This window comes from Selenomonas sputigena ATCC 35185, from assembly GCF_000208405.1.
Taxonomy (GTDB): Bacteria; Bacillota; Negativicutes; order Selenomonadales; family Selenomonadaceae; genus Selenomonas; species Selenomonas sputigena.
Genome location: NC_015437.1, coordinates 169,175 through 193,623, shown reverse-complemented (window position 1 = coordinate 193,623; position 24,449 = coordinate 169,175). Strand labels below are relative to the sequence as shown.

Here is a 24,449-nt window from a genome sequence, read left to right as displayed (position 1 = left end):
CGTTATCCCTCCTCCAGCGGCACGACCGCCTTGTAGCGCATATCCTCGTAGCCCGCCTGCTGCGTCTCGGGGTCGTAGCCGATGTAGCAGCGCGTGACGAGAGCGAAGCGCTCCCCCTCTTCTTCGGCGGGAACGGTCAGAGAGAGGCCGCGCCCCGCATCGGCGAGCGTCACATAGCCGCCCGCACACGCCGTGCGCTCGCCCCAGAGCGGCGCGGCGCTGTCGACGGCTTCCGTGCCTTCGCCGTCCTTGTCAAAGATGTAGCGGCCGCGGAACTTGCCGCGCTTTTTCACAAGATGCAGTTCCTCCGTCTCGTTGAAGGCGCGCATTTCCCCGATGAGCGAGGTGTCGAGTGCGCCGTCGTCGGCGAGATGGATCGCGCCCGCCTGCCAACGCCCCCAGACGATGCGGTGGAATTGCCAGACGATGAGAAGCGCGTCCTCCTTCATGTGCGTTCTGAGCGCTTCTTCAAGCGCCTGCTCGGAAAGGTCGACGCAAAGTCCCGCCGTCTTTTCGGAGGAGAGGCCGACGATCTTGAGCGGAGCGCTGAAATCCGTGTTCTTCATGCTTTTTTCGCCTCCTCTTCCATGTCGCGCAGAGCTTTGGCGAAGGCTTCGAGCTTTTCTGCAGCTGCTTTTTCCACCGCGCCCGCCGCGCCGATTTCAAGGACTTCATCATCGAACGAGACGGTCGCCGCTATGCCTTCCAAGAGTCCGCGCCCGACGGAGCTTTCGCCGCCGAGGGGGATCGCGCCCTGCCAGAGGTCGCGCAGCAGGTAGAGGGCGAGTCCCGCCTCCCACGGCGCATAGTTCTCGATTTCGTAGTGCAGACGGAGCGTCGCCTCGCCCGGCTTCTCCTGCCAGACAGGTTCATCGGTGAAGAGGACGCTGTCGACCGTGCCGCCCGTGAAGCAGTCGAGGCGGTTTCGCGCGTGCGCTTGAGGCTTGACGCCCTTTCGGAAGTAGGCCTCGTCGACGAGGAAGCGGCTCTTCTGCCGCCGCGCGTCCGTGCTGCAGCCCATGAGTCCGTTGAGCGCGGCGGCGGGCTTCTTGAGAATCGTCAGGATTTCGAGGGCGCGGTGGCGAAGAGCGCCCTTGATGCTCGTGCCCGGAATGAGGAAATCCGTGCCGCTCTTCTTCTGTTGCGACTTGACCTTGCGTTCTGCCGCTTTTTCATCGACGTCGTTTTCGCGCACGATGAGCGAGCGGCGGATGGCGAAGGCGGCGTCGACGGAGAAGACGCCCGCACGCTTTTTTCCCGCCGCTTTGCTGCCGTGAGCGATGCATTTGGCGTCCTCGCGGAAGAGCCAGCGGCGCACGTCGTCGAAGTCGCTGAAATCGTAGGTGGAAATGCGGACGTCCGCCGCCGAGACCTTGCCGAATCCCTTGGCGGTCAGCGCACCGAGGCGCACGCCTGCGGCGAGGCGGTCGGCGAGCGTCTGCACCGCTTCTTCCAGCCCCTTTTCCGCATGGGCGCGGCGCACGGTGACGGTCATGCGCAGCCGTCCCTTCGCGCCGCGCTCGACGGCTTCGTAGTTGTACTTGCGCCCTGCAATACTCGTGCGTGCGAAGTCCGCGATTCCCACGCCGTCGCGCACGGCGATGGCAGCGTCTTCGAGGAGCACGTCCTCGACGTCGATGGCGCTCTGTGCGCCGCCTGCCTTCTCGCCGCGCTCTGCCGAGCCGAAGAGGAGCGCCGCCTCTTCATCTTCGAGCAGCGTGCGCAGCACGCCCGCGAGCGATGTGCCGGGAATGAAGGGGCGTCCCTTTTTATCTTTCAAAACCTGCATGTCGGTTTCCTGCCGGACCGCGCGAGCCGTCAGCCCCGTGCCGATGAGCAGCGGGGAGTCGAGCGAGAGCGTGCCTTCGAGGAGGATCTTCTTCGTGACGCACGCCATCTGGCCGTTTGTTGAAACACTTGCCTCTGCCATCAGTCAGCCGCCTCCTTTCGCTGCTGCACGGCTCTCTTTCGCGCGTGGCGGAAGAACCAGAGCCAGTAATCGTAGAAGATTTCCCCGTCGTCTTTCAGCGCGGGACGCGAAAAGCCTGCATCTTCGGCAAGCTCTTGCGGCACTTCCGCCGAAAGGTCGAGCGAAGCGTAGGGCGAAAGTTCAGGACGCTCGCCTCGGAGGATGTCGCGCAGCTCCGCCGCGCCGAGCTTCACGCCTTCGAGATGGCGAGCGAGCGGCGTGCGCTTTGCGCCGACCTCGGCGGCGAATTTCGCGCGAAAGCGTGCCGGTGCGCCTTCGAGGTCTTCACGCGGCCCGAGCATCGCTTCAAGACGCGCGAAAGCGTGGGTCATGCCCGCGAGCCTTCCCGTGAGGGCAGAGGCGTCCTTGTACGCCGCGAGGCGAACGCTCTGGGCGATGCGCCGGCGCAGGACGGCGCGGACGATGGCGCGCGCGCGTTCGCTCTTGACGGTGCGGCGCTCGGGCCTTTCCTGCGTCGATTCAAAGAGCGTCGGCGCATCGACCGTCCACAGGGCGAGTCTGCCGAAGCCCTCCTCCGTGCGAGAGCCTGCGCCCTCGGCGAGGATGGCGGCAAGAGCCGCCGCGTCGCGGCTCGTCCACGGCGAAGCCTTCTTCAACTCGAAGATGGAGCCTGCGTCCAGCCCGAACTGCGTGGGACGGCGCATGTTCCATACGCCGACGAAGTTCGACGCCGAGGCGGAAGCCGCGAAGATGCGCCCGAGGGAGAAGTCGTCGGATTCGGCGCTTTCTTTGAGCGGTGCGAGAATTTCCTCGTCGAGCACCTCGCGTGCGTTCCTCGAGAATGCGGCGTCCGAGAGGAGCGGCGTCGCGAGGCGCAGGCGCAGAGTGCTCGAAAGGAGCGATTGGGCAAGGGGTTCGAGCGGTGCGGGCGCATTGAGCGCGATGCGGCACAGTCCATACTGCGTGGAGCGCGACTTGCCGATCTGGCTGAGGAAAGCGCCGTCCTCGCAGTCGATGCTCGTCAAAAGCTCTTGAATGTCCGCCGCTTCGCCGACGATTTCGCCGCAGAACGCTTGCCCCGGAAGCAGCGACTCGTAGCTGTAGATGCCGCCCTCCGTGCTCTTTCCCGCGAGACGTTCGCCGTCCTCGTCGCGGCTCATGTGGAGAGAGATGTTCTTCTTCGTCTCCACGCGCTCGATTGCCGCGCCGCGCACGATGCCGCAGCCCTTGAGCGGCTTGTAGCCCTTGAGCGCCGTGCCGTCCGACGCTGAGAGGTCGGCGAGGGCGGGGGAAAGCTTGTCCTTTTGCAGCGAGAGCGGCAGGCGCATGGCGCTTTCGCCGCCTTTCGACGGATAGGCGGCGGAGAATTTCAGCGCCCCCGCGAAAAGGCGGCGGAAGGCTTCGGACTCGTGGGCGGCTCTGCCGAGGTTCTGCGCCTCGATGAAGCGCGCGGCGATCATGCCGCGCACGATCGAGCCGCTGATGGCGTCGCCCGATTCTGTCAGGATCGCGCCTTGGCTGCCCGCCGTGAGGACGAGCGGCGAAAGCGCCTCGATCGTCAAGGAAATTTTTCGCATCTCTTTCAATCAGCCCACATCCTTTCCGAGCGCTGCCAAGAGAAGTTCCTCGCCGCCCGAGAGCGTGCAGCGGATCTTGCCGAAGCCGCGGTTGCGCTTGAGTCCCGCCGTGCGCAGGTTGGCGCAGGCGAGCGCGAGCGCTTCAGCGTGGCGCGCCTCGCCGCCCGTCAGCGTGATCTCGCCGCAGAAGACGAGGTCGTCGGCGAGCGCGGCCTGCATGTTGTGCAGCGAATTGTCGCGAGCCGTGCCGCTCTCCTTGTCGATCTCCGTCTGGAAGCGCACGGTAGTGTACTCTTCGAGGACATCGAGCGGCGAGAGCGCCGCCTCGTAACGTGCCATCAGATAGGCGAGATCCGCGCTCAGTTCCTCGTAGCCCTCGGGATGAAGGTCGTGCAGCGAGAGGCGCACGAGAGAGTCTTGACCTTCGACGTGGCGGAAAAGCTCCGCGACCGTCCGGCGCGTGAGGAAACCGCGTCCCGAAAGCTCCGCCATCTCCGTGACCTCGACGGCGCTCTCATAGAGAAGCCCGCGAAGCCGCTTGGCCGGGAAGAACGGGATGCCGTACTTGTCATGCACGATGGCGGAGTCGAGCGTCACGTCCGCCTTGCCCGAGGTCAGGGCGAGCGGCGAGAGCGCTTCGATGCGCAGGGTGTAGCGAGTCATCATGACGCCTCCTTTCCATCATGCGCGCTCTTCGGCGGCAAAAATTCCAACAGCTCGATCGCCTCGACAAACGGCGTTCGCATGCGGCCGCCGTGCTCCTGCCAAAGATGCGCGGCGTAGGCTTCCCAGCCCGCAGGCTGCGGCAGAGCGTAGCCGTCGTGGCGAATCTGTTCGAGGTATTTTTTTGCCTCGTGCTCCCCGTGCTGCAAGACGGCGCGCAGATCCTTGAGCTTGCCGCTCGGCAGACTCTTCGAGAGGCCTTCGGCGAGCTCGCGCAGCCGGGCGAAAGCGTAGTGGGATTCGCCGTCGATGCGATACGGGCCGAAGTGCAGGCTGCCGAGTGCCGCGCGGTACTCTTGGCGGCGAATCTCATCGAGCGTCGGCGCCTGCTCGCCGTGCAGACGCAGGAAATCGAGCCAGCAGCTCGCCTCCTCGCGCAGGCCTTCGCGTTCATTCGCGAGCTTTCTCATGCGCCCCTTTGCCGAGTCGCAAAGCTGCTCGGCGATCTCGTAGCCGCGGAAGAAAGGATAGGCGGTCGGCAAGATCGCGACGCCCGCGCATGTGTCGACACCCTTTGCCAGCAGCGACTTCATGATGAACGCCGTGCAGTCGAAGGCGACCTTCGCCGCGCAGACGAAGGTCATGTCGTCACCGCCGAGGATTAGCGGGCGCACGGGCAGATAGCGGCGCTTTTCGCCGTCCTTCCTCTGCGCGAGGAAGGGGAAGCTGTCCTCTTTCATGGAGAGGACAAGCTCGGCAAAGGCGCGGATCGTCGCCGTGCGGATCTCCTGTGACTTGTTTTTGTAGGCGGAAAGCGTCGTGAGATCGGCGAACTTCTTCCCCATGTTGTTGCCGTCAATGTGGACGACAGCGATGTAATTTTCTGTCTCTTTCTGCCCGAGCTTGTCCAATTCGCTCGGAAACACCGCGTTTTCCATGAAGCGCGATTTCTCCTCGTCCGTGAGGACGCTCGTGAGCTTCTCCAAAAGCGCCTTCTCCGCTCTGGCCGGCTGCAGTTCGCCGCCCTCGTGACGCGGCGTCGCGACGCGAAGCTTCGCGGCCTCGCTCTCTGCAATATAGCGCTCGCGGCTCGTATCGTAGGAGGTCGCCGTCTCGTCCGCGCCGTCGGCGGCGAGCGTCAAACCCGTGTATGGAATCGTCGTCCGAGGAAATGCGGTGTTCTGCTGCTCCTTGAGCTTTAAGACGAGCGCGGTGCGGTTCGCCGTCTCGGACAGCCAACTGCCGTCGGATGCGAGATCGACCGTGCCGATGGCGGCTCCCGTCTGCAGTCCCGGGCAGCGCACGAGAAGCTCCTTCGAGAAGCGGCGCACGATCTCCGCCGCCGCCTCGCCTGCATCGGCTCGCAGCAGAATCATCGCGTTGCCGCCGCCGATATAGGCGACACGCGCCTTCTGCGGCATCGACGTCCAGTCGGGCGAGGCGACCTCGCGCCAAGTCGCATCGTCAAGCTCCGCCGCGCCGCAGACCTCGCAGATGACGGGAAGCAGCACATCGTCAAAGACGCGGTCGACGAGATAGGAAGCGCCGATCTGCGTCTTGAGACGGCTGCTGGAAAAGATGTACTTCTGAATCGAGCGTGTGTCGAAAAGCAGTGCTTTCAGCTCCATCAAAAAGCCTCCTTTGCGGAATTTATTTACTTTTAACATTCGACTAATTGAGGAAGATTCCTGCTAAAATGAGAAGAACAATTTCTCCAGTGATAGAAAGCACGATGGAAATGAATACTCGGATTTGACAAAGAAGCGGAGTCGTGCTACATTACGGGAAATGAAAAACCGCATTTGAACCTTCTGTTCCTGCGGTTTCCCAGACACAGAGGCACATGTGATCGCATACCGCTTGCGGTATTGAAACAGCGAATCATGGTATTTGTAGACAAACTGTAGACAAATATCACATGTGACCTCATACCGCTTGCGGTTTGGCATACAAAAAGGGAGCCGTTCGGCTCTCTTTTTGTATGCCTGCTTCGAAGCAGGCATCGCTTTCAATGGTCGCACTTTTTTGACACGCAGAAGTGTCTCCTCTCTACTATAATAGACTCAAAGAGGCCGCTCACGAAAGTACGCGCCTCGTCCTGCATCCGTGCAGGGCATTTTTTATTGCAGCCGAAGCCGCCGACATTCCTTGTCGCGATGGCTCGGCTTATAGTATAATATGACAAAGGGGGCAGTTCTATGAGGAAACCGCAGCGTGCATATCGGGACTCTCTTTTCCGCGACATCTTCAACAACGCAGACAGACTGCCGGAAATTTATGAGGCTCTTCTGGGGATTAGAACGACAGCCAGCGATATAACGCTCGCCACGATCAATGAAACTCTTTTCTCAGGCGTCAAGAATGACGTAGGTTTTATCGTCGGCGGTCAGCATGTTCTCCTGACCGAGCATCAAAGCACGACCAATGCGAACATGCCATTGAGAATGCTCATGTATTTGGCAGAAGTCTATCGTCGCTATGTGGATGCCGATGCGGTCTATCGGAAAAGATTGATCCCCTTGCCTGCACCGAAGTTTTATGTATTCTACAACGGAATCGAAAAGATGCCCGATACGTGGTCGCTTCATCTTTCTGATGCTTTCGAGGGAAGAAAAGCTGATTTGGAGCTTGCAGTTGAGATCATTAACATCAACAATCAGCCAGGTCGCCCCATCCTGGAGAAGTGCCACGCACTAAAAAGCTACAGTGTCTTCGTCGCCAAAGTGCGAGAAAGTGTCAAGAATGGAAATGCGCTCGAAGTTGCAATAAGCGAAGCCGTGAGATACTGTATCGCAAATAATTATCTGGAAGATTATTTCCGTCAAAAGCAAAAAGAGCGGTCAACGTCAGCCAATTACGCTTCACCTTCGGTTCGCGTTCTTGGGACGTTTTCGCATACGACCTATTGCCCAATCATCAGCGCCCTGTGGGCTTGATTCTTGGATAGGTCAGCAGGAGGTCTTTGATATGCTGAATTTTGCTTGGAATCAAGAGCGTGCCTTAGAGGTTCGCGCTGAAGAGGCGAGAGCGGATGGGAGACAGGAGGGACGACAGGAGGGACGACAGGAGGGCTTGACTGCTTCCATCCGCAACGTAATGCACAGCATGAACTTTTCCGTAGAAAAGGCGATGGATGTGCTGCAGATTCCGGCCGACGAACGTGCGAAGTATGCGGCTCTGGTTGGCCAACATGTTTGACAAATGTGAAAAAGCATGGTAGAGTAAAAATTGGAAAACCTCCCGGAGGAGAAAAAACGGGGTAGGTTTTCCGATTTTCCTCGAATCGCCGCAAGCCTTGCTGTATAAGGCTTGGCAGGGTCATTACATACTCGCGGGGTATGTAATGACAGCTGAAAAAGTGCGATCGCACGTTCGGTTTCGAGGAGGTTTTCCAAAACCGTGATTTGAGCCTTCTGTTTCTGCGGCCTCCCAGACACAGAGTCGCATGTGACCTCATACCGCTTGCGGTATTGAAACTCATTCTGGCAGAGTTCTTCATCGTCGCCCTTCCCTGTCACATGTGACCTCATACCGCTTGCGGTTTGGCATACAAAAAGAGAGCCGTTCGGCTCTCTTTTTGTATGCCAGCTTTGAAGCAGGTATCACTTATCATGGTCGCACTTTTTTTGATACGCAGAAGCGTCTCCTCGCGACTATAATAGACTCAAAGAAGCCGCTCGCGGGAGTATGCGCCTCGTCCTGCATCCGTGCAGGGCATTTTTACTGCAGCCGAAGCCGCCGGCATTCCTTGTCGCGTTGGCGCGGCTTATAGTATAATGTGACAAAGGGGGCAGTTCTATGAGGAAACCGCAGCGTGCATACCGGGACTCTCTTTTCCGTGACATTTTCAACAATGTAGACAGACTGCTGGAAATACACTTGCGGACGGGCTTTTTGGGGAGATGGATTCAATGACGAAAAATGTTCATGTGATGGTGGCCTTCGTGAGCCAGTTGACGCAGAAGCCATCGAACGTCGAATATCGGAGCGTCGATGGAAAAGAGATATTTTCATGCATGCAGACGAACGAGGCCGCCGTTTGCCAGCTGCAGTCTCTGCTGCAGGAGGAAGGCGGCCTTGCGAAGATCATTCTGATCGAGACGGATCAGGCTCGCGAGAGAGTGCAGCGGGATACGGCGGACTGGCTGGCGCTGATGGAGAAATACCGTTCTGAGTCGATGTCCGCCGTCGAGCTTTTGAAGGCGCAGAGCGTGTGCAAATATTCGGAGCTTTCACAGGTATTCGAAGACATCGAATATTCGAAGATGGGCATCGAGGACTCGATGCGCAGCATTGCGGGCATCGCGGAGCGTGTCCGCGCCTTTGCCGAGCGCGTGCGCGAAGAAGAGCCTGAGGCAGAGGTCGTTCTTCATGCCGATATGACGGGCGGCTTTCGCTATGCGGCGCTGATGCTGCTCGTCGTCATGCAGTTGTCGAAGTATATGGGCATCCGCATGGGGCATGTCGTATATTCGGACTTCGTTCGAGGCGGAGAGAGCCGCGTTCATCTGACCGACGATATTCGACGCATGTTCGATCTCGTCACGGGTGCGGACGAGTTCCAGAAGTACGGCAGCGTGCAGGCGCTGGAGGAGTATTTCAGCCGCAGTTCGCGCCACAGCGAGGATTTTTCCGCACTTTTTGCCGCCATGCGTCGCTTTTCCGATGCCATACGCATCTGCCGCACGAGCGTCATTGAAGACGAGATGACCGATCTCGCCGAGAAAATTCGCGCCTTTCGGCAGGCGAAGCCCGTCTCCATCGAGGAGGAGATGTTCTCGCACATCCTCGGCGTCATCGAGGGGGAATACGGCTCTGTCATCAAGAATGCGTCGGGTGAGAAATCGGATCGCCGTCTCGACATCATCGCATGGTGCGTGCAGAAGAAATTCCTGCAGCAGGCAATGACGCTCTGCACGGAGTGGATTCCAGCGATCTTGGTGGAGAAGAAGATCTGCTATACGGAGGATGAGGAGGTCATTGAGCAATGCCAAGAGCGCGGGGATTCTGGCGCGGGAATGCGGAGCTGGCAGCAGGAGTTCATCAATTCGTATGGCCAGGTGACGGAGAGCAAAGAAGTGAAACCGCCGACGATACCTGTTCCAGAAGGAGATTTCCGCAACGCTTCCTTCAAGGAAATGACGAACCTCCTTCGCACGATACTGAGCAGCGGAGTTCGCACAAGGGTCGAGGACTTGCCGCCGGAGATGAAACAAGGCGTGCAAAGTTTTTTTGCCGCTTACGATGAAATCGCCTCCAAATGGCAGAACTATGACTTGCGGCAGATGGGATTCCGCACGCGCAATACCATCATCGACCGTGCCATCACCCTTTTACATCCATCTCCAAAAAAGAAGTTTTTTCATGAAGAGATTTTGCGGCGCTTGGCAGGCAAATCGAATGAGGATATTTTCACGGCGCTGGGCATAGACGGCAGGAAGTGTGAAGAGGCGTGCGCCGGAAAAGAGCCGCCGTCTAAAAAGAGACGCACCGCGAAGAAGCAGGAATCTCCCGAAGAGAAATGGCTGCGCCGGGAAGCTTGCTATCGCAGGATGCTGTCAGGCCACGGGAAACTTTTGATGTATACGCAGAAGACGACGGAGGAAGCCGTCGAGTTTTTGCGCGGCTTCTATTTCATCCGTCAAGGCCGCAACGATACGAACCACGCGGCTGAAAACGCGCCTACATCTCGCAGAAATCAAGGCGCGTTGGAAAATGACCGACTGGAAGAAGAGATCGCCGCCTACATCGAAAAACTTAGAAAAGCATAGGGGGAGCAGCATGTTCATCAACCATACGAATCATGCTTCGGCGAAGTGGCCGGCGGCGCAGAAAGAGGCGGCGCACGTCTGGGGCGAGATCGTGGATCTGCCGTTTCCAGACATCGGAGCGGATTGGGACGAGGAGCGCGTCGCGAAGCTCGCTGAGGAGAACGCCGCGAAGATCTTGGCGAAGAAGCCTCGCGCCGTATTGTGTCAAGGCGAATTCACTTACATCTACCATCTCGTGAACCTCCTGCGTGCGGCGGGCGTGACCGTCCTCGCGGCAGCAAGCCGGAGAGAGGCGGTCGAGGAGCAGGCAGAGGACGGATCGGTGCGAAAAATCAGCCGCTTCGTCTTCACGCGGTTTCGCGAGTATCGGTAGGCATCTTGGCGGGTCTTTGTCCGTAGGAAAACAGCATGGAGGAGGAAGAAATATGCGGCATCATATCATGCTTCTTATGTTGAGCGACGTAAAGACGGATCGAAAAAACCCTAAACGGGTGTCGATGGTGGAATATGCGGGCGCTATTGGCGATTGCGGCGTGACGAACGAATCGGCGGTGCGTCATCTCCTGCTTTCAAAGGATGGTGACAGGAACATCTCGCTGGACAAGATGTTCCTCTTTGCAACGGAAAAGGTTCAAGAACCCATCGAGATTGAACAGCCTTCGCCGGATGTCGATGCAGGCGTCACGCATTTCGGCTATTTCAAGAAGCGTCTGACGGATGTTCTGCCTTGCATTGAGGAATCGGGATTTATCGAAGTTGTTCCCTATGATGCGAAAATGCCGATTTCTGCAACGAGGCGCTTCGTATTGGAAATGGCAGAGCGCATCATGGACTATGCGCAGGCGAAAAGGGCACAGGGCGATACGGTAGTGCTCCATGCTGACCTCACGGGAGGCCCGCGCCATGCCGTCATGCTGATGTTCGCCGTCATGCGCCTTTTGCAGTACAACGGCATTGAGATCGGCAAGGTTCTGTACTCAAATATGGGCTTGAAAATCGTGGAAGAGGTGAACGACGTCTACGGTATCTTCGACCTTATCGCGGGCGCGGACGAGTTCGCGCAGTTCGGCAGCGTTTCCGCCATCCTGCGCTACTTCGGCTACGACAAGAAGATTCTCGCAAGGCCGCCGCATATTTCCGAGCGTCTGCACCGACTGCTTCTCGCTATGCATGGCTTCGCGGAGGAGATCAAGGTCTGCCACTACGGCGCGTTCGCTCATGCCGTCGAGGAGCTTTTCAAGGCGCTGAAGGAGTTCCGCGAAGGCAGTGAAGCAGACGGCGCGGACATCAACGAGGGCATGATCGCACAGCTTCGCTTCCGCGTCGAGGAAGAGTACAGGGAAATTCTCGGCGAGAAGATCGACGATGTGAAACTCCTGCGCTGGTGCGTAAATCACGGCTACCTGCAGCAGGCGCTGACGCTCTTCACCGAGCGCGTGCCCGCGATCCTCACGGAGCGCAAGATCCTGCAGTTCACGGAGGATTTTGCTGCGAAGGTACAAGCCAGTATGCGGGAGACCGATAAGCGCAGTTGGGTGTTCTACCTTTTCGCCGATTACAAGGACAGCAAAGGCGTGGGGCAGGTAGACGCTTTTCTGGAGAATGCGAAGAAGGCATATCGGCGGATCATGCAGACCATCATGGCGGACGCACTGGACGGCAAGGAGGCGGCATTTTCAGGGGAGGAAGGCTGGGCGGCGCAGCTGCACAGGAGTGTCGCCAAAGATCCTGCCGTGAAGTCTTGGCCGGAGAGGGCACATGAAAGCCTTGTTTTGGAAAACGAGGAAGATGTGCGCCAGATTTATGAGAAACTTCTTGCATGGGGCAGGAATCCGCAGGATTTTCAGGGAAAAGCTCCTGCAGATTCCTTGTGGGACTCCTTGGCAGACGCCTTGTGCGAGAAGCAGCTCGACATGCCGGAGGAAGCGGATGAAACTGCGCGAGAAGCCTTGAAGAAGGAGTGGCACGAGAAATTCTGCGCACAGCGATATGGCAAGACAAAGCTCAAGGCGCTCGAAAAATTCGTCCGCGGCAACATGAAGGCGAGCACAGCGGATAAAATCTTTTCCAATGTTTCTCTCGTTCCAGGCACGAAGGAGCTGTTTTCCTTTCGCTATTGTCTCGAACAAGGCGGCATTTCCTGCCGCATCCCGCACGAGGATTTCTATGCCCTGCTCGATATTTACTACAGGCTCAAGGAGGAGCGCAACCAGAGCAACCATGCACGCGAGGACAGTGCGCCCGGCGGGGCGAAGGAGCTGAGGTCGCTTTTCGAGGAGGCGCTGCCGCTGCTCGAAAGATTTTGATGGAGGGCGGCCATGCGTACAGAGAGCAAGACAAAAAACCGCCGGGAAAGCACCGCCGCCAACCGCTTCATCGGCGACTACGACACCGTGCGGCCGCTCCTTCGCTACATCTCCTACGGCTGCTATCACAAGTCGTTCCTCGTCGAGCGTCTGGGGCAGAGTGCGCGCGCCTATGAGGAGAACATGGCGCGTCTGCGCTTCTTCCTGCCCGAGGGAAGCCTCAAATCCTCGCGCCAAGGGCGGCGCGAGGTCTACCGCTTCGAAGGCGATTCCTACCGCATCACCGATGATTTTCTCGCCTACACCTACCGCATCAAGGCGTTGAAGAATACGACCGCCTTCTGCCTCATCGGCTTGCTGCAGATTCTCGGCGCGGCGAAAGAGGCGCTCGATGTGACGACGATCTTCGAGTATGAGATGATGTCGGGAAAGGCGATTCCGGAAGGCTTGGAGGATCTCAGCCGCAGGACGGTGCAGCGCTATCTGCAGGATCTCGAAGAGCAGGGCGTCGTCTGCAAGGCGGAGGAAAACGGACGCTTCCTCTATCGCCTGGCGGACGACCCTCTGGAGCGGCTCTCGTCCGAAGATGTGGCGTCACTCTGCCGCGCCGCTTCGTTCTATCGCGCCATGACGCAGTTTTCCTTGCCTGGCTGCTTCCTTGAGGACGCTTTGCAGCACGACGGCCAGGAAAAAGAGACAAAACCGCTCGCTCAGTTCAAGCATAGGGCGACGGCGCACCTTCTCGACGACGAGGTTGTCTTTCAATGTCTGACATGCTTGGAGGAGCGGCGCGAGATGACGTTCGTTTACGGCAGGGAAAGGCGCAAGCTGCGCGTCGTGCCGCTTCGCCTCGTCAGCGATATGTATGCGGGACGCCGCTATGTGCTGGCGGCGCGTCTGCCCGCGAAAGGCGGCAGGCGCGCGCAGGGCAGTCAGATGTTTCGGCTCGACCTCATGCAGAAGGTGCGCACGGGCAGGGTGTGGACGGGCGCTCTGCCGAAGATCGCCGTGAAGGAGCCTGAACTTTGCATCGACTTCTTCCCGAAGGGAGAGACGGCAGGCGCAGCGGTGAAGGGACGCATCCTCGCGCGATTTTCCGAAGCGGTGCTCGAAGAGGCGGACGGGCGGATCGGCGTACGGCTCAAGATCGCGGATGCACGAAGCCTCTTGCCGTGGCTGCGCACCTTCTGGCCGCTCGCGCACGTCTCGCTGCCGCAGTCGCCGCATCTTGCGGAGAGACTCAAAGAGGATTTGGAGGAGGCACTGGAAAATTATGGCGAACACCTCACTCTTTCATGAGCTTCATTCGGCGCTCTTTCATTCGCTCGTCGAAGTCATCAAGGAGATTCACGCGGGGGCGAAGCTGACACGCAAAGATATCTTGCGCCGTCTGCAGCCGCTCGATCCCGTGGATACTTCGCGCCATGAGGAAATCATCGAGACGATGTTCTCCTTCTCGCCGAACGGCGAAGCGGAGCTTTTTCTGGAAAAGCCTGTGCGTCTGCCGCCGACAAGAGCTGAACTTCGCTGGCTCAAGACCATGCTCGAAGACGAAAGTGCCGCCTTTCTCGTGGCGGACGAACTGCGCGGGAAACTGCTCTCGCGCCTTGCTGAGGTTCGCGCCTATCCGCAGGAGGTCTGGCGCGTCCTGCGCGGCAGGGGCGATGACGTGCGCCTCGTGGAAGAGCCTCTCGGCGAGTTCTGGCGTGCGCTTGCAGAGGGGCGCATGGTCTTCTGCCGCAACGTCGATGCGCGGGGCGCACGCCATGAGAGCAAGGCCGCGCCGTGCCGCCTCGAATACGACGCCGAGGAGAACCGCTGCCGCGCCATCGTCTGGCTCGTGGACGAGGGACGAGCCGTCAAGATGAACTTTTCGCGCATCGAGGAGATTCGCGTGTTGGAAGAGCCTGTGCCGCGCGATACAGAAGAGAAATTCCGCGCCTTCCTCGCGGCGAGGCGGCGCTCCGTGACCTTGCGCCTCGCGCCGAAGAACAACGCCGTCGAGCGTGCATTCTGCCTCTTCGCGCCCTACGACAAGGAAGCGGCGTTCGACGAGGAGAGCGGCGTCTACACGCTCACGGTTTTCTACTACGACTTCGACGAGCAGGAGATGATCGGACAGATTCTCTCGCTCGGCTCCGCCGCTCGCGTCCTCGCACCTGAGAAGATGCGCCAGGCAGTCATCGAGATCCTGCAGGACGAATGCTCAGAGTGATTTTTTGCACGAGATTCCGATTTGACAAAGAGCCTAAATCATGGTACATTAGGGGAAGTGGAAAACCTCCCAGAGGCGAAAAAACGGGGCAGGTTTTCCGATTTTCCGCGAATCGCTGCAAGCCTTGCTATATAAGGCTTGGCGGTGTCATTACATACTCGAGGGGTATGTAATGACAGCCGAAAAAGTGCGAGCACATGTTCGGATTCGAGGAGGTTTTCCAAAACCACCTTTTGAGCCTTCTGTTTCTGCGGCCTCCCAGACACAGAGTCACATGTGACCTCATACCACTTGCGGTTTGTTACTATGAAAGTCCAAGAAGTCAAGCCCGAAGGGCCAGACTGATTGGGTACCTTTCATTAAGAAGTGGAAAGCATACCATGCTCCACGATGAGCTGGCAGATGAGTGTCTTCGTCATGCGCTGATAGCGGGAAAGGAAGGGCGCCTGTTCGGGGAATACCTTGCCGCAGGAGGTGCAGACATAGCGACGTTTGTGATACCGAACGGTGTGTGCGACGAGACTAGTCGCTTTGATGGTTTGGACGCGATAGTCGTGCACCTTATCCGTAGAGTTATGGCAACGCGGGCATTGGTGATTGGTTCGAGGAAGTTTCAATTCCCAAATATTAGCTTCTACTTTTTTTAGATATTCACTTGGCAGATCGAAACAGTTTGTGGTATTCTTTTCGTAAGACATGGCAAGTCCTCCTTGATATTGGTTTAGCGGTTAATATTATAGCAGATGCTTGCCGTGTCTTTTGTTATGCATAAAAATAAATGTTGCAATTCTCCCCACACGGCTAGGGGGAGAACCACAACATTTATTATAGAGCCGATTTTCATGCACAAAAAAAGCCTCCACCCTAGCAAAAGGGCGGAGGCAGGTGTAAAATAGATTTATGCAAAAAAACTAATTTTACAACCAGATTATACCGCATGAGGCGAAACTTATCAACCCTGCCTGCCCCTGAATTTTGAAATGCAGATTCCCAAGAATGACCCAGTTCGCCTGCTGCGCCAATGTATCGGAGGGATGAATCTGACCGCGCTCTATCGCACCTATGGACGTATCGACAAAAAGCTGGCGTCCCCCAGGCAACTGCTCGCCATTCTCATCTATTCCGGCATGAACCATCTCTTCAGCTCCCGAAGAATCGAGACGGCTTGTCGGCGCGACGTGAACTTCCTCTATCTTTTGGAGGGAAAACCCGCGCCCGATCACGCAACCATCTCGCGCTTTCGCTCAAAACACCTGGCATCTTGCATCAAGGAACTGTTCGCGCAAATGGACATCCTCCTGCAAACGCTCGGCGTCATATCGCTTGAGCACATCTTCATCGACGGAACCAAGATCGAGTCTATCGCCAACAAATACAAGTTCGTCTGGAAGAAGACCGTCCTGAAAAATCAAGCGAAACTGCTGGAAAAACTGCTCGTCTTCATCGAGCAAGCAGAACAGCAGCTTTCCATATCCGTCCGACATGGAAAGGATCTCCGCTTGCGCCACCTCAAGAAAATGCGAAAGCAGCTGAAACGTCTGCAGAAAAAGCAAGGCCTCGTCTTCGTGCATGGGAGCGGACGGCGAAAAAGCGTGCTGCAAAAGGCGTTGGAGAAACTGGACGAGTTCATCGCTCGCTGGAAAGACTACCAGAAAAAGCTCCGCATCATGGGCACGCGCAACAGCTTTGCCAAGACGGATCACGATGCGACCTTCATGCGAATGAAGGAAGATGCGATGAAGAACGGACAACTGAAACCAGCCTACAACATCCAATGCGGCGTCGATGCAGAATTCATCACATGGGCAACGGTGGGGTCGCAACCGACGGACACCGCAACGCTCATCCCGTTCCTAGAGGATTTCCATGCACATGTGAAGGAACGCTATGCCAAGGTCATTGCCGACGCTGGATATGAAAGCGAAGAAAACTACGTCTATCTCAAGGCTAACGGGCAGGCGGCCTACATCAAGCCGAACAACTACGAGCGAGCAAAGACCCGCGCTTGGAAGAATGACATCGGGCGTTTCGAGAACATGACCTATCTCGGCGACGAAGACGCCTATCTCTGTGCCAACGGCAGGAAACTCAAGGTTACGGGCACGAAGACGGTGAGAAACAAGACCGGCTATACGAGTGTCAAGACCTGCTACACGGCAGAAGATTGCAACGGCTGTGAAAGGAAAGCTGAGTGCATACGGAGCAAATCAAAACTGCCGTTAGAAGAGCGGCCGAAGAGCTTGGAAGTGGCGAAAACATTCCCTGAGGAACGAGCGGCCTCGAAGGCGCGACTGACATCGGATGAAGGAATATGGCTGAGAGTCAATCGAAGCATCCAAGCGGAAGACGCTTTTGCCAACATCAAGGCGGACATGGGCTTTCGCCGCTTCCTCAGCCGGGGCAATGCCAATGTGCTTGTGGAAACGATGCTTCTGGCGATGGCACATAACTTCGGGAAACTGCATCAAAAGATCCAACGAGGATGCGGCGGGCAACATCTCTTCCCCGTAGACGTTGCAGCATAAAAATACGCAGGAAAAAAGCTGGCATGGTACAGCGTTCTTTCCTGCGCATTTTTTTCGAGAGTCTTTTCATCGAAATGAATATTTGATTCACGCAATAAAAAAGAGAGGCTGTGCATAAGTCAAATTCGACTCATGCGACAGCCCCAACACCGAAGTTTTATGTGTTCTATAATGGTGAGGCGGAAATGCCAGATATGTGGGTGTTGCGCTTATCGGATGCTTTTGAACGGTGCCAGGGAGATATAGAGCTTGCAGTCAAAGTTCTCAATATCAATGATAAGCGGAATCGTCCGATACTAGAAAAAAGCCATGCGCTCAGAAGCTACAGCGTTTTCGTCGCCAAGGTGCGAGAAAGTGTCAAGAGCGGAAATGCGCTCGAAGTCGCAATAAGCGAAGCCACGCGATACTGTATCGCGCATAATTATCTGGAAGATTATTTCCGTCAGAAGCAGGAGGAGGAGGTTTTCGATATGCTGAATTTTGCTTGGAATCAAGAGCGTGCATTAGAGGTTCGCGCTGAAGAGGCGAGAGCAGAAGGCTTGTCGCAAGGTTTGTCGCAAGGCCTGTCGCAAGGTGTGCTTGAAACGACGATTACAGCCATCCGCAACGTGATGCAAAGCATGAACTTCTCCGTGGAAAAAGCGATGGACGTGCTGCAGATTCCAGCTGACGAGCGTGCGAAGTATGCGGCTCTGGTTGGTCAACGTTGAACGCCGCCCCTTGGGATTGCTTCCGGGATCGCCCTTTGCCGCCCTTGTGGCTGTTTTGAAACGTATTCGTTCCCCATTGCGATGCGGAGGGTGGCGACGAGCTAGTGAAGCGCTGATAAAATGAAGTTGCCTGGATTTTCACAGATGCACTGTATCTATCGCGGTCAACGTCGGACAATCATGTGGTGCTGTATCAAGGGTTTGTCGACGATGACAGGACAGATGTATGAAGACGGGTGACTGAATTTATCAGCGCTTCTTATGATATGCCCAATCATCTGCGCCCTGCAGGTTTGCTTCTTGGATATGTTTGACAAATGTGAAAAACCATGTTGAGTATGAAAAGTAGAAAACCTCTCAGAGGCGAAAAAACGGGGTAGGTTTTCCGATTTTCCTCGAATCGCCGCAAGCCTTGCTATATAAGGCTTGGCGCTGTCATTACATACTCGCGGGGTATGTAATGACAGCCGAAAAAGTGCGATCATACGTTCGGTTTCGAGGAGGTTTTCCAAAACCACCTTTTGAGCCTTCTGTTTCTGCAGCCTCCCAGACACAGTCACATGTGACCTCATACCGCTTGCGGTATTGAAACTACAATAGCTTCATTTCCGGCGGCGCCACGCTGTTGGGGTCACATGTGACCTCATACCGCTTGCGGTTTGTTACTATGACAGTCCAAGAAGTCAAGCCCGAAGGGCGCAGATTGATTGGGTACCTTTCATTAAGGGCGGCGCACAATGTCCACAAAGTGGACGTTTGTGCGTGTAGCTTGTCTCCTCGATAGATACAGCGCATCTGCGCAAATCTGGGCGACTTCATTTTATCAGCGTTTCCTTAAGCGTTAAACAGATTGGCGCGGAATCAATGAATCTCTGCAATCCCAATCCTACGCAAATACTCGTATGTTCCATCATAATATTCCGCTTTACGCGTAGCATCATCCGCATCACCCTCAGGAACGAAAATAACAAGCCCCTGCCGTGCTCTCGTCAATAGCACTCGATATGCATTCTTCAAATATTTCTTTCGCTGCTCCTGGCGAATGTGATTCCATTGTGTTCCGCGAAAGCGATAATAATCAAAAGTACCATGAACGTATCGGAAGTCGGCATCCCAGGCCAAAAGAGCGTAGTCGATCTCTAGACCTTGAATTTCAAATTCAGAAGCTGGGACTTCAAGATAATAAGAAGAATTTACATGCTCTTTCTCATTTAAGAACCAGCCAACATGATCCATTTCGGCGGACACGGATATTCCAAGACCACGAAGACGCTTCCCCTCTGCCGATGCCAGCAAGCCATAACGCTCCGTTCCTCTTGCCTTTTCTTTCACCCATGCTTTGGCTTGTGCCAGATTTCGTGTCAAAACGATGGGATAATCCGTGCAAAGTTCCATATATATTCGCTGCGCCGCAACAACATCATTATCAAGTAAAGCCTTGACGAATCCCGATAGCTTTTCACTACGAAAGGAGCGCAATGAAACCCCTAAATGAAGTGATGGTGCAATCGTATAGTTGCGATCACCGAGGATAGCTTTCATGCCACCATTTCCACCCATATATTCGGAATCTGTCATCTGATCAGAAAGATAAATATCCCAAAAAGTATACTCATGCTGTAGCGCTTCCAACCATTCAGATATTCCGGCCTCACCTGTATGTATCTCCTGGCCACCACCGACAAGGCATACGATCACTGCCCAATCCGCATGGCGATCCATAATACTAATGAGAAATTCCGGTTCCGATTGAACGAAATTGGGATTCCCCTTTTTTCGCGCCATGAAAGCACTAAGAGCATGTGCATCCCATGCACGTTGCGCCTCATCGAAAATAGCCACTTTTTCAATAGGCGGTCGTTCTGACGTTAGCGCCTCGTCACGGAACTTGTGAATCGCTTGAATAAAAGCCTTCGTTTCACGCTTCGCCTCCGCCTTGGTCACTCCTTTTACTTTTGCGCGATCACGTGCAAGTGCCTCCTGCAAAACTTCTACGAGAGGGCCGTTACCTGAAAGAAACACAGCGTGTTCATCCGCATCAAATCGATGACGTTCATTAGCAATATTTAGGCCAGCTAATGTTTTGCCGGCGCCAGGGACCCCGGTGACGAAGCAAATAGCTTTTCGATGGTTGGTCTTGCAATCATCGATAATTTGATTGATCGTTGCGGTCGTCTCAGTTAAATTTTCCGCCCCTGCATCATTTCGAGAAATCTCATGTACCGAGTGGTTTCGATAGAGTGCCTGCGCCGCTTCGATGATGGTCGGCGTCGGTGCATAACGAGCATTTAGCCAAAACTCCATCGACAAAGGAGATGCATGCATTTGAGATAAACTGCGATGAATAGTGCTACCTATATTATGTCGATTGCAATGCAACACCTCACCGATACCGTCCTCCAATAAAGATGGCGTACAGATCTCTTCAACAGCTTCCGTTGCCACAATCATCGGCATGAGTATGCGCGTTTTACTCGCCTCATGAAAATATTTTAGATCAAGTGCATAATCCATCACTTGGTCTTCGGTCGCTTTTCTATACTCCTTGTCTCCCACTTTAAATTCTAACAGAAAAAGGATTCCTGCAATGATAATTACAACATCAAGCCGATGTCCCATGCGCGGAATTGTAAACTCAAAGATAATTCCTCCATCCTCAAATGCAATTAGTTGCTCTTTCAAAATAAGTATCTCCTCACGCCAAGCGTGTTTCTGAAAATCCTCCGTTTTGAACACATCATGAATCAGCAACTGTCCAAGAATCTGTTCTACTTCAGTATCCAGAAAGCTTTGAATCGAGCTAGAATAATATGCTCTTGCCAATTTAGTCCCCTTTCCATGCTATAACCAGAATCATAATAGGAATGACCACAAAGTAAAACAAGCCCTTGTTTGGTCAAGAATATTCCTCTAAAGGATCTCTATTCTCGTCCCGCTCGGCATCCTCATCATACCGATCTGCTAACTCACGCATTGTCGTAGCAAAGCGGACAAAGCCTGCCTTTTCAGCAGCCTCGGCTTTTTCTCTGTATCCTCGCGCCAATTCCCTCTCTTGAACACCATGCGAAAAGCTGTAAACACCACGCTGATTCATAAGCGCAATCATAAAGTCACGCCTCATTATCTTTGAATCTCGTCTATTCAAAACATCAGCAACCGATTTGTGAATCCACAAACCACTAGGATCTGCCGACGCATGGGTTAGTACCTTCCCAATTTCCACTTGCGCAATTTCATCATGTCCACTTTCTTCTGTGAGACGACGCACTTCGGTAATCCAAGCACGAAAGACCTCTTCGTTGAACGAACCATCCTTTTGCATCCCCGGACAGGTGCTCCAACGATTCAAGAGTGTATATGCATGTTCAGAAAGTGATTGTTTCTTCTCATCCAGTCTTTCGACGGAATCAGCAGAATCATTCTTGGAGCGAAATGCATATTTTATCATCTCTGCAAAGAATGCCGGCTCTGAAGCAAGACGTTCCTCAAGAGTAAGTGGAATATCTTCTGAAAGGCGGTCAAACCAAGGGAGAAAATTCCATTCAATCTGATACAGCGCTTCTATATCGACAGAAGTTGATGATTGAAGCTGTTTAATTAACTCAATTGTATCGTAACGCTCCAATTGTTTGATCTCTTGAGGATTCGCTAGTACCGCTATCAGCGCACGTGTCACAATGTCCGAATCAAAGCCCTCCTCATCATCAAGCACATAGGTAAGACAGTTAACGGCTGCACCTGCACGACCATATGCAATAAGTTTCTCTATGACAAATACAGCCTCCCATTTCCAGATTCCCGTTCGCACATCTACATGCTTCCAGTATAGCTCCTCATGTGATTCACCCAGATACGACGATACACGTTCCCAAATCTCCTCTTGAAATGGTAAAAGTAGGAGAAACTCTGCACAGCGTGGCGGCTCCCAATTTCGCTGAAGCAAATTATCGACCCATTGAATCCCCCGTTGCCAAAATCGAGCCCAGACAAATCCTGCAACAACACGTTTTACCACTTCATCATCAGCAGTCAGCTGACTTGGCAATATCTCAGCTTCAACGCGATCAGATGCAATCGCCCCCATCGTTTGGCCAACTTTATACGGCATCGCTGTCGTCCGCGCAAACTCCAAACATTGAGCAAAATCTCCTCCATCGCCCATAATTTTAGCAAGGGCTGAACGACGCTTTTCATCAAGGTGCTCCCTCTGTTCTTCATACTTTCCTTTCTCATCAAACAGATCATGATCACTCTCTGAAAAAAGATAGCGGTATCGCAGCATTGGGTCGGCAGGCGTGATATTGTTTGCAATCTGCTCAATTTTTGTAATTGTTTCTTTAGGGAGAGCCCACTGTGCATCCGAAAATTTTCGATGGCGGCGTACAAGCTCATCCAGTTTCTCCCAGATAATGACTCGCTTCGGTTCAGGCATTTGGAGGATATGATCTGACATCAAATGCTTCAAAACAACCTCTTGCGTCTCATGAGGCAAGTCAGAAAGACGATCCATCAGTTCCATAAGTCTTTCAACATCCGAATGCGTCATCTCTGCGGCAAGTTCTGCCAACATATGGATTTGTGCCCAGTACTCACTGACAAGCACATCATCTTCCCAATCCGATGGAATAAAGTTGCGCCATACGGGACGATAGCAGCCACTGGTAGACCCAAGGTTGTTGGGCAGTAACGAAAGCAGTAGCTTCCAGCCAACATTGGGCTGCTCTTTCAAAATCTTTTTGATTGCTGCTTCCCTCTGCTCAAATGATGCCGTCGTTTGTATATGCCAAGGCAAAAAAATATCTGCAAGTGACTGTTCAGGTCTATTGCTATACCTTCCTCCCGGATCAATCGAGGCAAGCTCTGCCAAAACGACTACTGTTCTCGCAAGATACTCAGGACTCCACGCAAGGCACTCCAAACCCCAAAGCAATCCGCTGATATAGTTTCCACCGCCAAACAAGTCGCCCCCTTCTTGGGCAAACACCTCGCGAAATGGTGTAGTGCACAAATCGGAAAGAGACTCTTCCACTGCGTCCAGGAATGCTTTTGGTGCCGCCTCGGCAAGTAATGGCATAATAGAGTCCAGCCCGGCCCACCGCTCCCAATCAGCATCACAGAATAGGTTATGGACAACCCTTGCTGCGACACTTTCTGCTTTTCCACGAGAGCACTGACTCAGAGCCTGGGGGCGACTTCCCAATAGGGCAAGTGTTTCCGCCATTCCCTTTCTAAGGCGTGTGGAATATGTAAGTTCCTTTCCAAGAACATTAGCAGCATATCGCTCTTCTTTCGGCAGATCGAATTTCGGATCTCGTTCCCCAAGAACCAAAAGCGCGATTTTCTGAAAGCGATCCAAATCCTCATCTGCCAGCCTGTTTCCTAGTGCATTCCATGCCTCGACACGTGGAACAATCCTCCATTTTCCGTCCATCTGAGCTAGGGGCGTATCTGCCTGATACAGCATGCCTCTCAGACGTCTAAGAGCTTCTCCCTCCTCCATCCCCAGTACACTACCCAATACTTGAACATCGGCTACGTTCTTCTCACTCCATCGTCCAAGGAGATTTGCTCTTGCAATATCATCTGCACCCACCCATTTTGCGTAGCGCGGAACGGCTCCGCCTAAAAGATATCGGCGCAGGGCAGACAGTCTTCGATTTCCGATTCTTGCAAGCTCTCTGCTTCGCGCATCGGAAAAGTTCTCCTTCCTAAGAATATCTTCAATTTGATATTGTGTAGGGCTTTGCAGTTTAACGACGTTAGATTGCCCATCTGATAACGATCCGTATAGTGGTATGATGAGCCTGTGCTGTCTGTTTTCGGCAAGCACACGCAAATCCTGTCGTGCCGAATCCAAATCCAGTTCCGAACCAGCAACAAGAATATGCGGCTTTCTCAATTCAGCTATAGACCGCCACGCACTTGTATCACTGATAAAAAGGCACTGATGCGCATATTGTCTTATCTCTTCATGCTTAGTTGAAATTATATATGCAGCAACAAAATCTTCCACATCGCCTTCACTCTCAGGATGAAGGAAAAGACATTGTTCCTTGCCTGTAAAAATATCTTTAATTGCACGACATGCTTTTTCTCGTGTCGCCGTATAAACCAGCGGAGAAATTATGGGATTATCACTTCGTCCGCGAGAAAAGTTTTCCTCCCAATATTCAAGTGGAGTCGTAATCCCGCTTTCGTTTGGAATTATCCCAATTTTTCTTGCCAGCCATCGTGCAATCGCTGGAAACTCGCACAACCAATTAGCAAGTCTAACGCCGTCAATAATGCGAATTTCCTTCCAGCCTTTATCTGCATGTTGTGTAGACCACGCTCGTTGATTTTCTTCTTTCGAATCTCCCGATAAACGCGGCGTAACAAATACAAATGTCGTATTACGCCGCTCAGATTCTTCCACTTGTTCCGTTCGTTTGTTGAGATCTTCATTAGCTTTTTTCCGAAAATCTGCCCCCGTTCCAATTTCCCAATAGGAGCGACCTATAGGAATAAACTGAAGAAAGCCCTGCGCGCAGTCCACGCTGCCATCCAACCCCGATTGATTTATGCCATCACCGTATGGAATCCTACAATCATCGCCATCAGAGATCGACTGACGAATCAAAAGATAAATGAGTTCTGGGATCACGCCCCTACTGATATAAGAATTTGCATAACGCGATAAATCCTCAGCTGTTACGATTTTCGTATACTCCATACTGAAATCACCTCGTATGAAATGTATTGAAATTATAATC

At 54.3% G+C, this 24,449-nt stretch carries 17 protein-coding genes; 9 read left to right on the top strand and 8 right to left on the bottom strand.

The features are described from left to right. Positions 1-2 precede the first annotated feature (2 nt). From csx19 to SELSP_RS00820, 5 genes are read right to left on the bottom strand one after another with little or no spacing between them, the layout of a single operon-like run. Entirely contained in the window at positions 3-566 is a 564-nt protein-coding gene (gene csx19 / locus SELSP_RS00840; RefSeq protein WP_006192871.1) for a type III-D CRISPR-associated protein Csx19, read from the bottom strand. Further along, positions 563-1,930 carry an RAMP superfamily CRISPR-associated protein gene (locus SELSP_RS00835; protein ID WP_006192870.1) on the bottom strand — a complete coding sequence of 456 codons (1,368 nt, stop codon included), beginning with the start codon at positions 1,928-1,930 and terminating at the stop codon, positions 563-565. Before SELSP_RS00835 ends, csx19 begins: the two co-directional genes overlap by 4 nt. Beyond that, a complete protein-coding gene (locus tag SELSP_RS00830) occupies positions 1,930-3,507 on the bottom strand; it encodes a hypothetical protein (protein ID WP_232362372.1) in 1,578 nt (525 codons plus the stop codon). Before SELSP_RS00830 ends, SELSP_RS00835 begins: the two co-directional genes overlap by 1 nt. A gap of 9 nt (positions 3,508-3,516) precedes the next feature. Next, a complete protein-coding gene (locus tag SELSP_RS00825; protein ID WP_006192868.1) occupies positions 3,517-4,173 on the bottom strand; it encodes an RAMP superfamily CRISPR-associated protein in 657 nt (218 codons plus the stop codon). After that, positions 4,170-5,798 carry an HD domain-containing protein gene (locus tag SELSP_RS00820; RefSeq protein ID WP_013740509.1) on the bottom strand — a complete coding sequence of 543 codons (1,629 nt, stop codon included), beginning with the start codon at positions 5,796-5,798 and terminating at the stop codon, positions 4,170-4,172. Before SELSP_RS00820 ends, SELSP_RS00825 begins: the two co-directional genes overlap by 4 nt. A gap of 570 nt (positions 5,799-6,368) precedes the next feature. Between SELSP_RS00820 and SELSP_RS00815 the strand changes: the two genes are divergently transcribed. The 7 genes from SELSP_RS00815 to SELSP_RS00785 all read left to right on the top strand — a co-directional run bounded on the left by SELSP_RS00815 (position 6,369) and on the right by SELSP_RS00785 (position 14,462). Continuing rightward, positions 6,369-7,106, top strand: a complete 738-nt coding sequence (locus SELSP_RS00815; RefSeq protein ID WP_006192864.1) for an Rpn family recombination-promoting nuclease/putative transposase — start codon at positions 6,369-6,371, stop codon at positions 7,104-7,106. A 31-nt stretch (positions 7,107-7,137) separates the two neighbouring features. Beyond that, on the top strand, positions 7,138-7,368 hold the full coding sequence (locus SELSP_RS00810) for a hypothetical protein (protein ID WP_006192863.1): 231 nt from the start codon (positions 7,138-7,140) through the stop codon (positions 7,366-7,368). 713 nt (positions 7,369-8,081) lie between these two features. After that, entirely contained in the window at positions 8,082-9,941 is a 1,860-nt protein-coding gene (locus tag SELSP_RS00805) for a TM1812 family CRISPR-associated protein (RefSeq protein WP_013740508.1), read from the top strand. Between the two features lie 10 nt (positions 9,942-9,951). Beyond that, a complete protein-coding gene (locus SELSP_RS00800) occupies positions 9,952-10,314 on the top strand; it encodes a hypothetical protein (protein ID WP_006192814.1) in 363 nt (120 codons plus the stop codon). Between the two features lie 52 nt (positions 10,315-10,366). Next, a complete protein-coding gene (locus tag SELSP_RS00795) occupies positions 10,367-12,247 on the top strand; it encodes a TM1812 family CRISPR-associated protein (protein ID WP_006192811.1) in 1,881 nt (626 codons plus the stop codon). Between the two features lie 12 nt (positions 12,248-12,259). Further along, positions 12,260-13,546 (top strand): helix-turn-helix transcriptional regulator, encoded by a 1,287-nt coding sequence (locus SELSP_RS00790; protein ID WP_006192810.1) that lies wholly within the window; start codon positions 12,260-12,262, stop codon positions 13,544-13,546. Continuing rightward, the gene (locus SELSP_RS00785) at positions 13,521-14,462 is read left to right on the top strand and encodes a WYL domain-containing protein (RefSeq protein WP_006192809.1); all 942 of its coding nucleotides are present in this window, start codon (positions 13,521-13,523) and stop codon (positions 14,460-14,462) included. The genes SELSP_RS00790 and SELSP_RS00785 overlap by 26 nt, the downstream gene beginning before the upstream one ends. A gap of 359 nt (positions 14,463-14,821) precedes the next feature. Here the strand turns inward: SELSP_RS00785 and SELSP_RS12130 are convergent, their stop codons facing one another. After that, the gene (locus tag SELSP_RS12130) at positions 14,822-15,160 is read right to left on the bottom strand and encodes a transposase family protein (protein ID WP_006192808.1); all 339 of its coding nucleotides are present in this window, start codon (positions 15,158-15,160) and stop codon (positions 14,822-14,824) included. Between the two features lie 264 nt (positions 15,161-15,424). Between SELSP_RS12130 and SELSP_RS00775 the strand changes: the two genes are divergently transcribed. Further along, the gene (locus tag SELSP_RS00775) at positions 15,425-16,987 is read left to right on the top strand and encodes an IS1182 family transposase (RefSeq protein ID WP_324602869.1); all 1,563 of its coding nucleotides are present in this window, start codon (positions 15,425-15,427) and stop codon (positions 16,985-16,987) included. A 110-nt stretch (positions 16,988-17,097) separates the two neighbouring features. Then, positions 17,098-17,697 carry a hypothetical protein gene (locus tag SELSP_RS11815; protein ID WP_232362357.1) on the top strand — a complete coding sequence of 200 codons (600 nt, stop codon included), beginning with the start codon at positions 17,098-17,100 and terminating at the stop codon, positions 17,695-17,697. A gap of 861 nt (positions 17,698-18,558) precedes the next feature. Here SELSP_RS11815 and SELSP_RS00765 read toward each other — a convergent pair. Both SELSP_RS00765 and SELSP_RS00760 read right to left on the bottom strand, forming a co-directional pair. Continuing rightward, positions 18,559-20,520: a DUF2075 domain-containing protein gene (locus SELSP_RS00765; protein WP_006192803.1), complete on the bottom strand. Its 1,962-nt coding sequence runs from the start codon at positions 20,518-20,520 to the stop codon at positions 18,559-18,561. A 73-nt stretch (positions 20,521-20,593) separates the two neighbouring features. After that, on the bottom strand, positions 20,594-24,409 hold the full coding sequence (locus tag SELSP_RS00760) for a hypothetical protein (protein ID WP_013740506.1): 3,816 nt from the start codon (positions 24,407-24,409) through the stop codon (positions 20,594-20,596). Between the last annotated feature and the right edge of the window lie 40 nt (positions 24,410-24,449).

Bases quoted from the DNA above. Each gene is read 5' to 3' on its own strand.
- SELSP_RS00800 (WP_006192814.1), top strand. From the start codon at position 9,952: ATGTTCATCAACCATACGAATCATGCTTCGGCGAAGTGGCCGGCGGCG.
- SELSP_RS00790 (WP_006192810.1), top strand. From the start codon at position 12,260: ATGCGTACAGAGAGCAAGACAAAAAACCGCCGGGAAAGCACCGCCGCC.
- SELSP_RS00830 (WP_232362372.1), bottom strand. From the start codon at position 3,507: ATGCGAAAAATTTCCTTGACGATCGAGGCGCTTTCGCCGCTCGTCCTC.
- SELSP_RS00810 (WP_006192863.1), top strand. From the start codon at position 7,138: ATGCTGAATTTTGCTTGGAATCAAGAGCGTGCCTTAGAGGTTCGCGCT.
- SELSP_RS00760 (WP_013740506.1), bottom strand. From the start codon at position 24,409: ATGGAGTATACGAAAATCGTAACAGCTGAGGATTTATCGCGTTATGCA.
- SELSP_RS00785 (WP_006192809.1), top strand. From the start codon at position 13,521: ATGGCGAACACCTCACTCTTTCATGAGCTTCATTCGGCGCTCTTTCAT.
- SELSP_RS00805 (WP_013740508.1), top strand. From the start codon at position 8,082: ATGACGAAAAATGTTCATGTGATGGTGGCCTTCGTGAGCCAGTTGACG.
- SELSP_RS00820 (WP_013740509.1), bottom strand. From the start codon at position 5,798: ATGGAGCTGAAAGCACTGCTTTTCGACACACGCTCGATTCAGAAGTAC.
- SELSP_RS00835 (WP_006192870.1), bottom strand. From the start codon at position 1,930: ATGGCAGAGGCAAGTGTTTCAACAAACGGCCAGATGGCGTGCGTCACG.
- SELSP_RS00825 (WP_006192868.1), bottom strand. From the start codon at position 4,173: ATGATGACTCGCTACACCCTGCGCATCGAAGCGCTCTCGCCGCTCGCC.
- SELSP_RS00815 (WP_006192864.1), top strand. From the start codon at position 6,369: ATGAGGAAACCGCAGCGTGCATATCGGGACTCTCTTTTCCGCGACATC.
- SELSP_RS12130 (WP_006192808.1), bottom strand. From the start codon at position 15,160: ATGTCTTACGAAAAGAATACCACAAACTGTTTCGATCTGCCAAGTGAA.
- SELSP_RS00795 (WP_006192811.1), top strand. From the start codon at position 10,367: ATGCGGCATCATATCATGCTTCTTATGTTGAGCGACGTAAAGACGGAT.
- csx19 (WP_006192871.1), bottom strand. From the start codon at position 566: ATGAAGAACACGGATTTCAGCGCTCCGCTCAAGATCGTCGGCCTCTCC.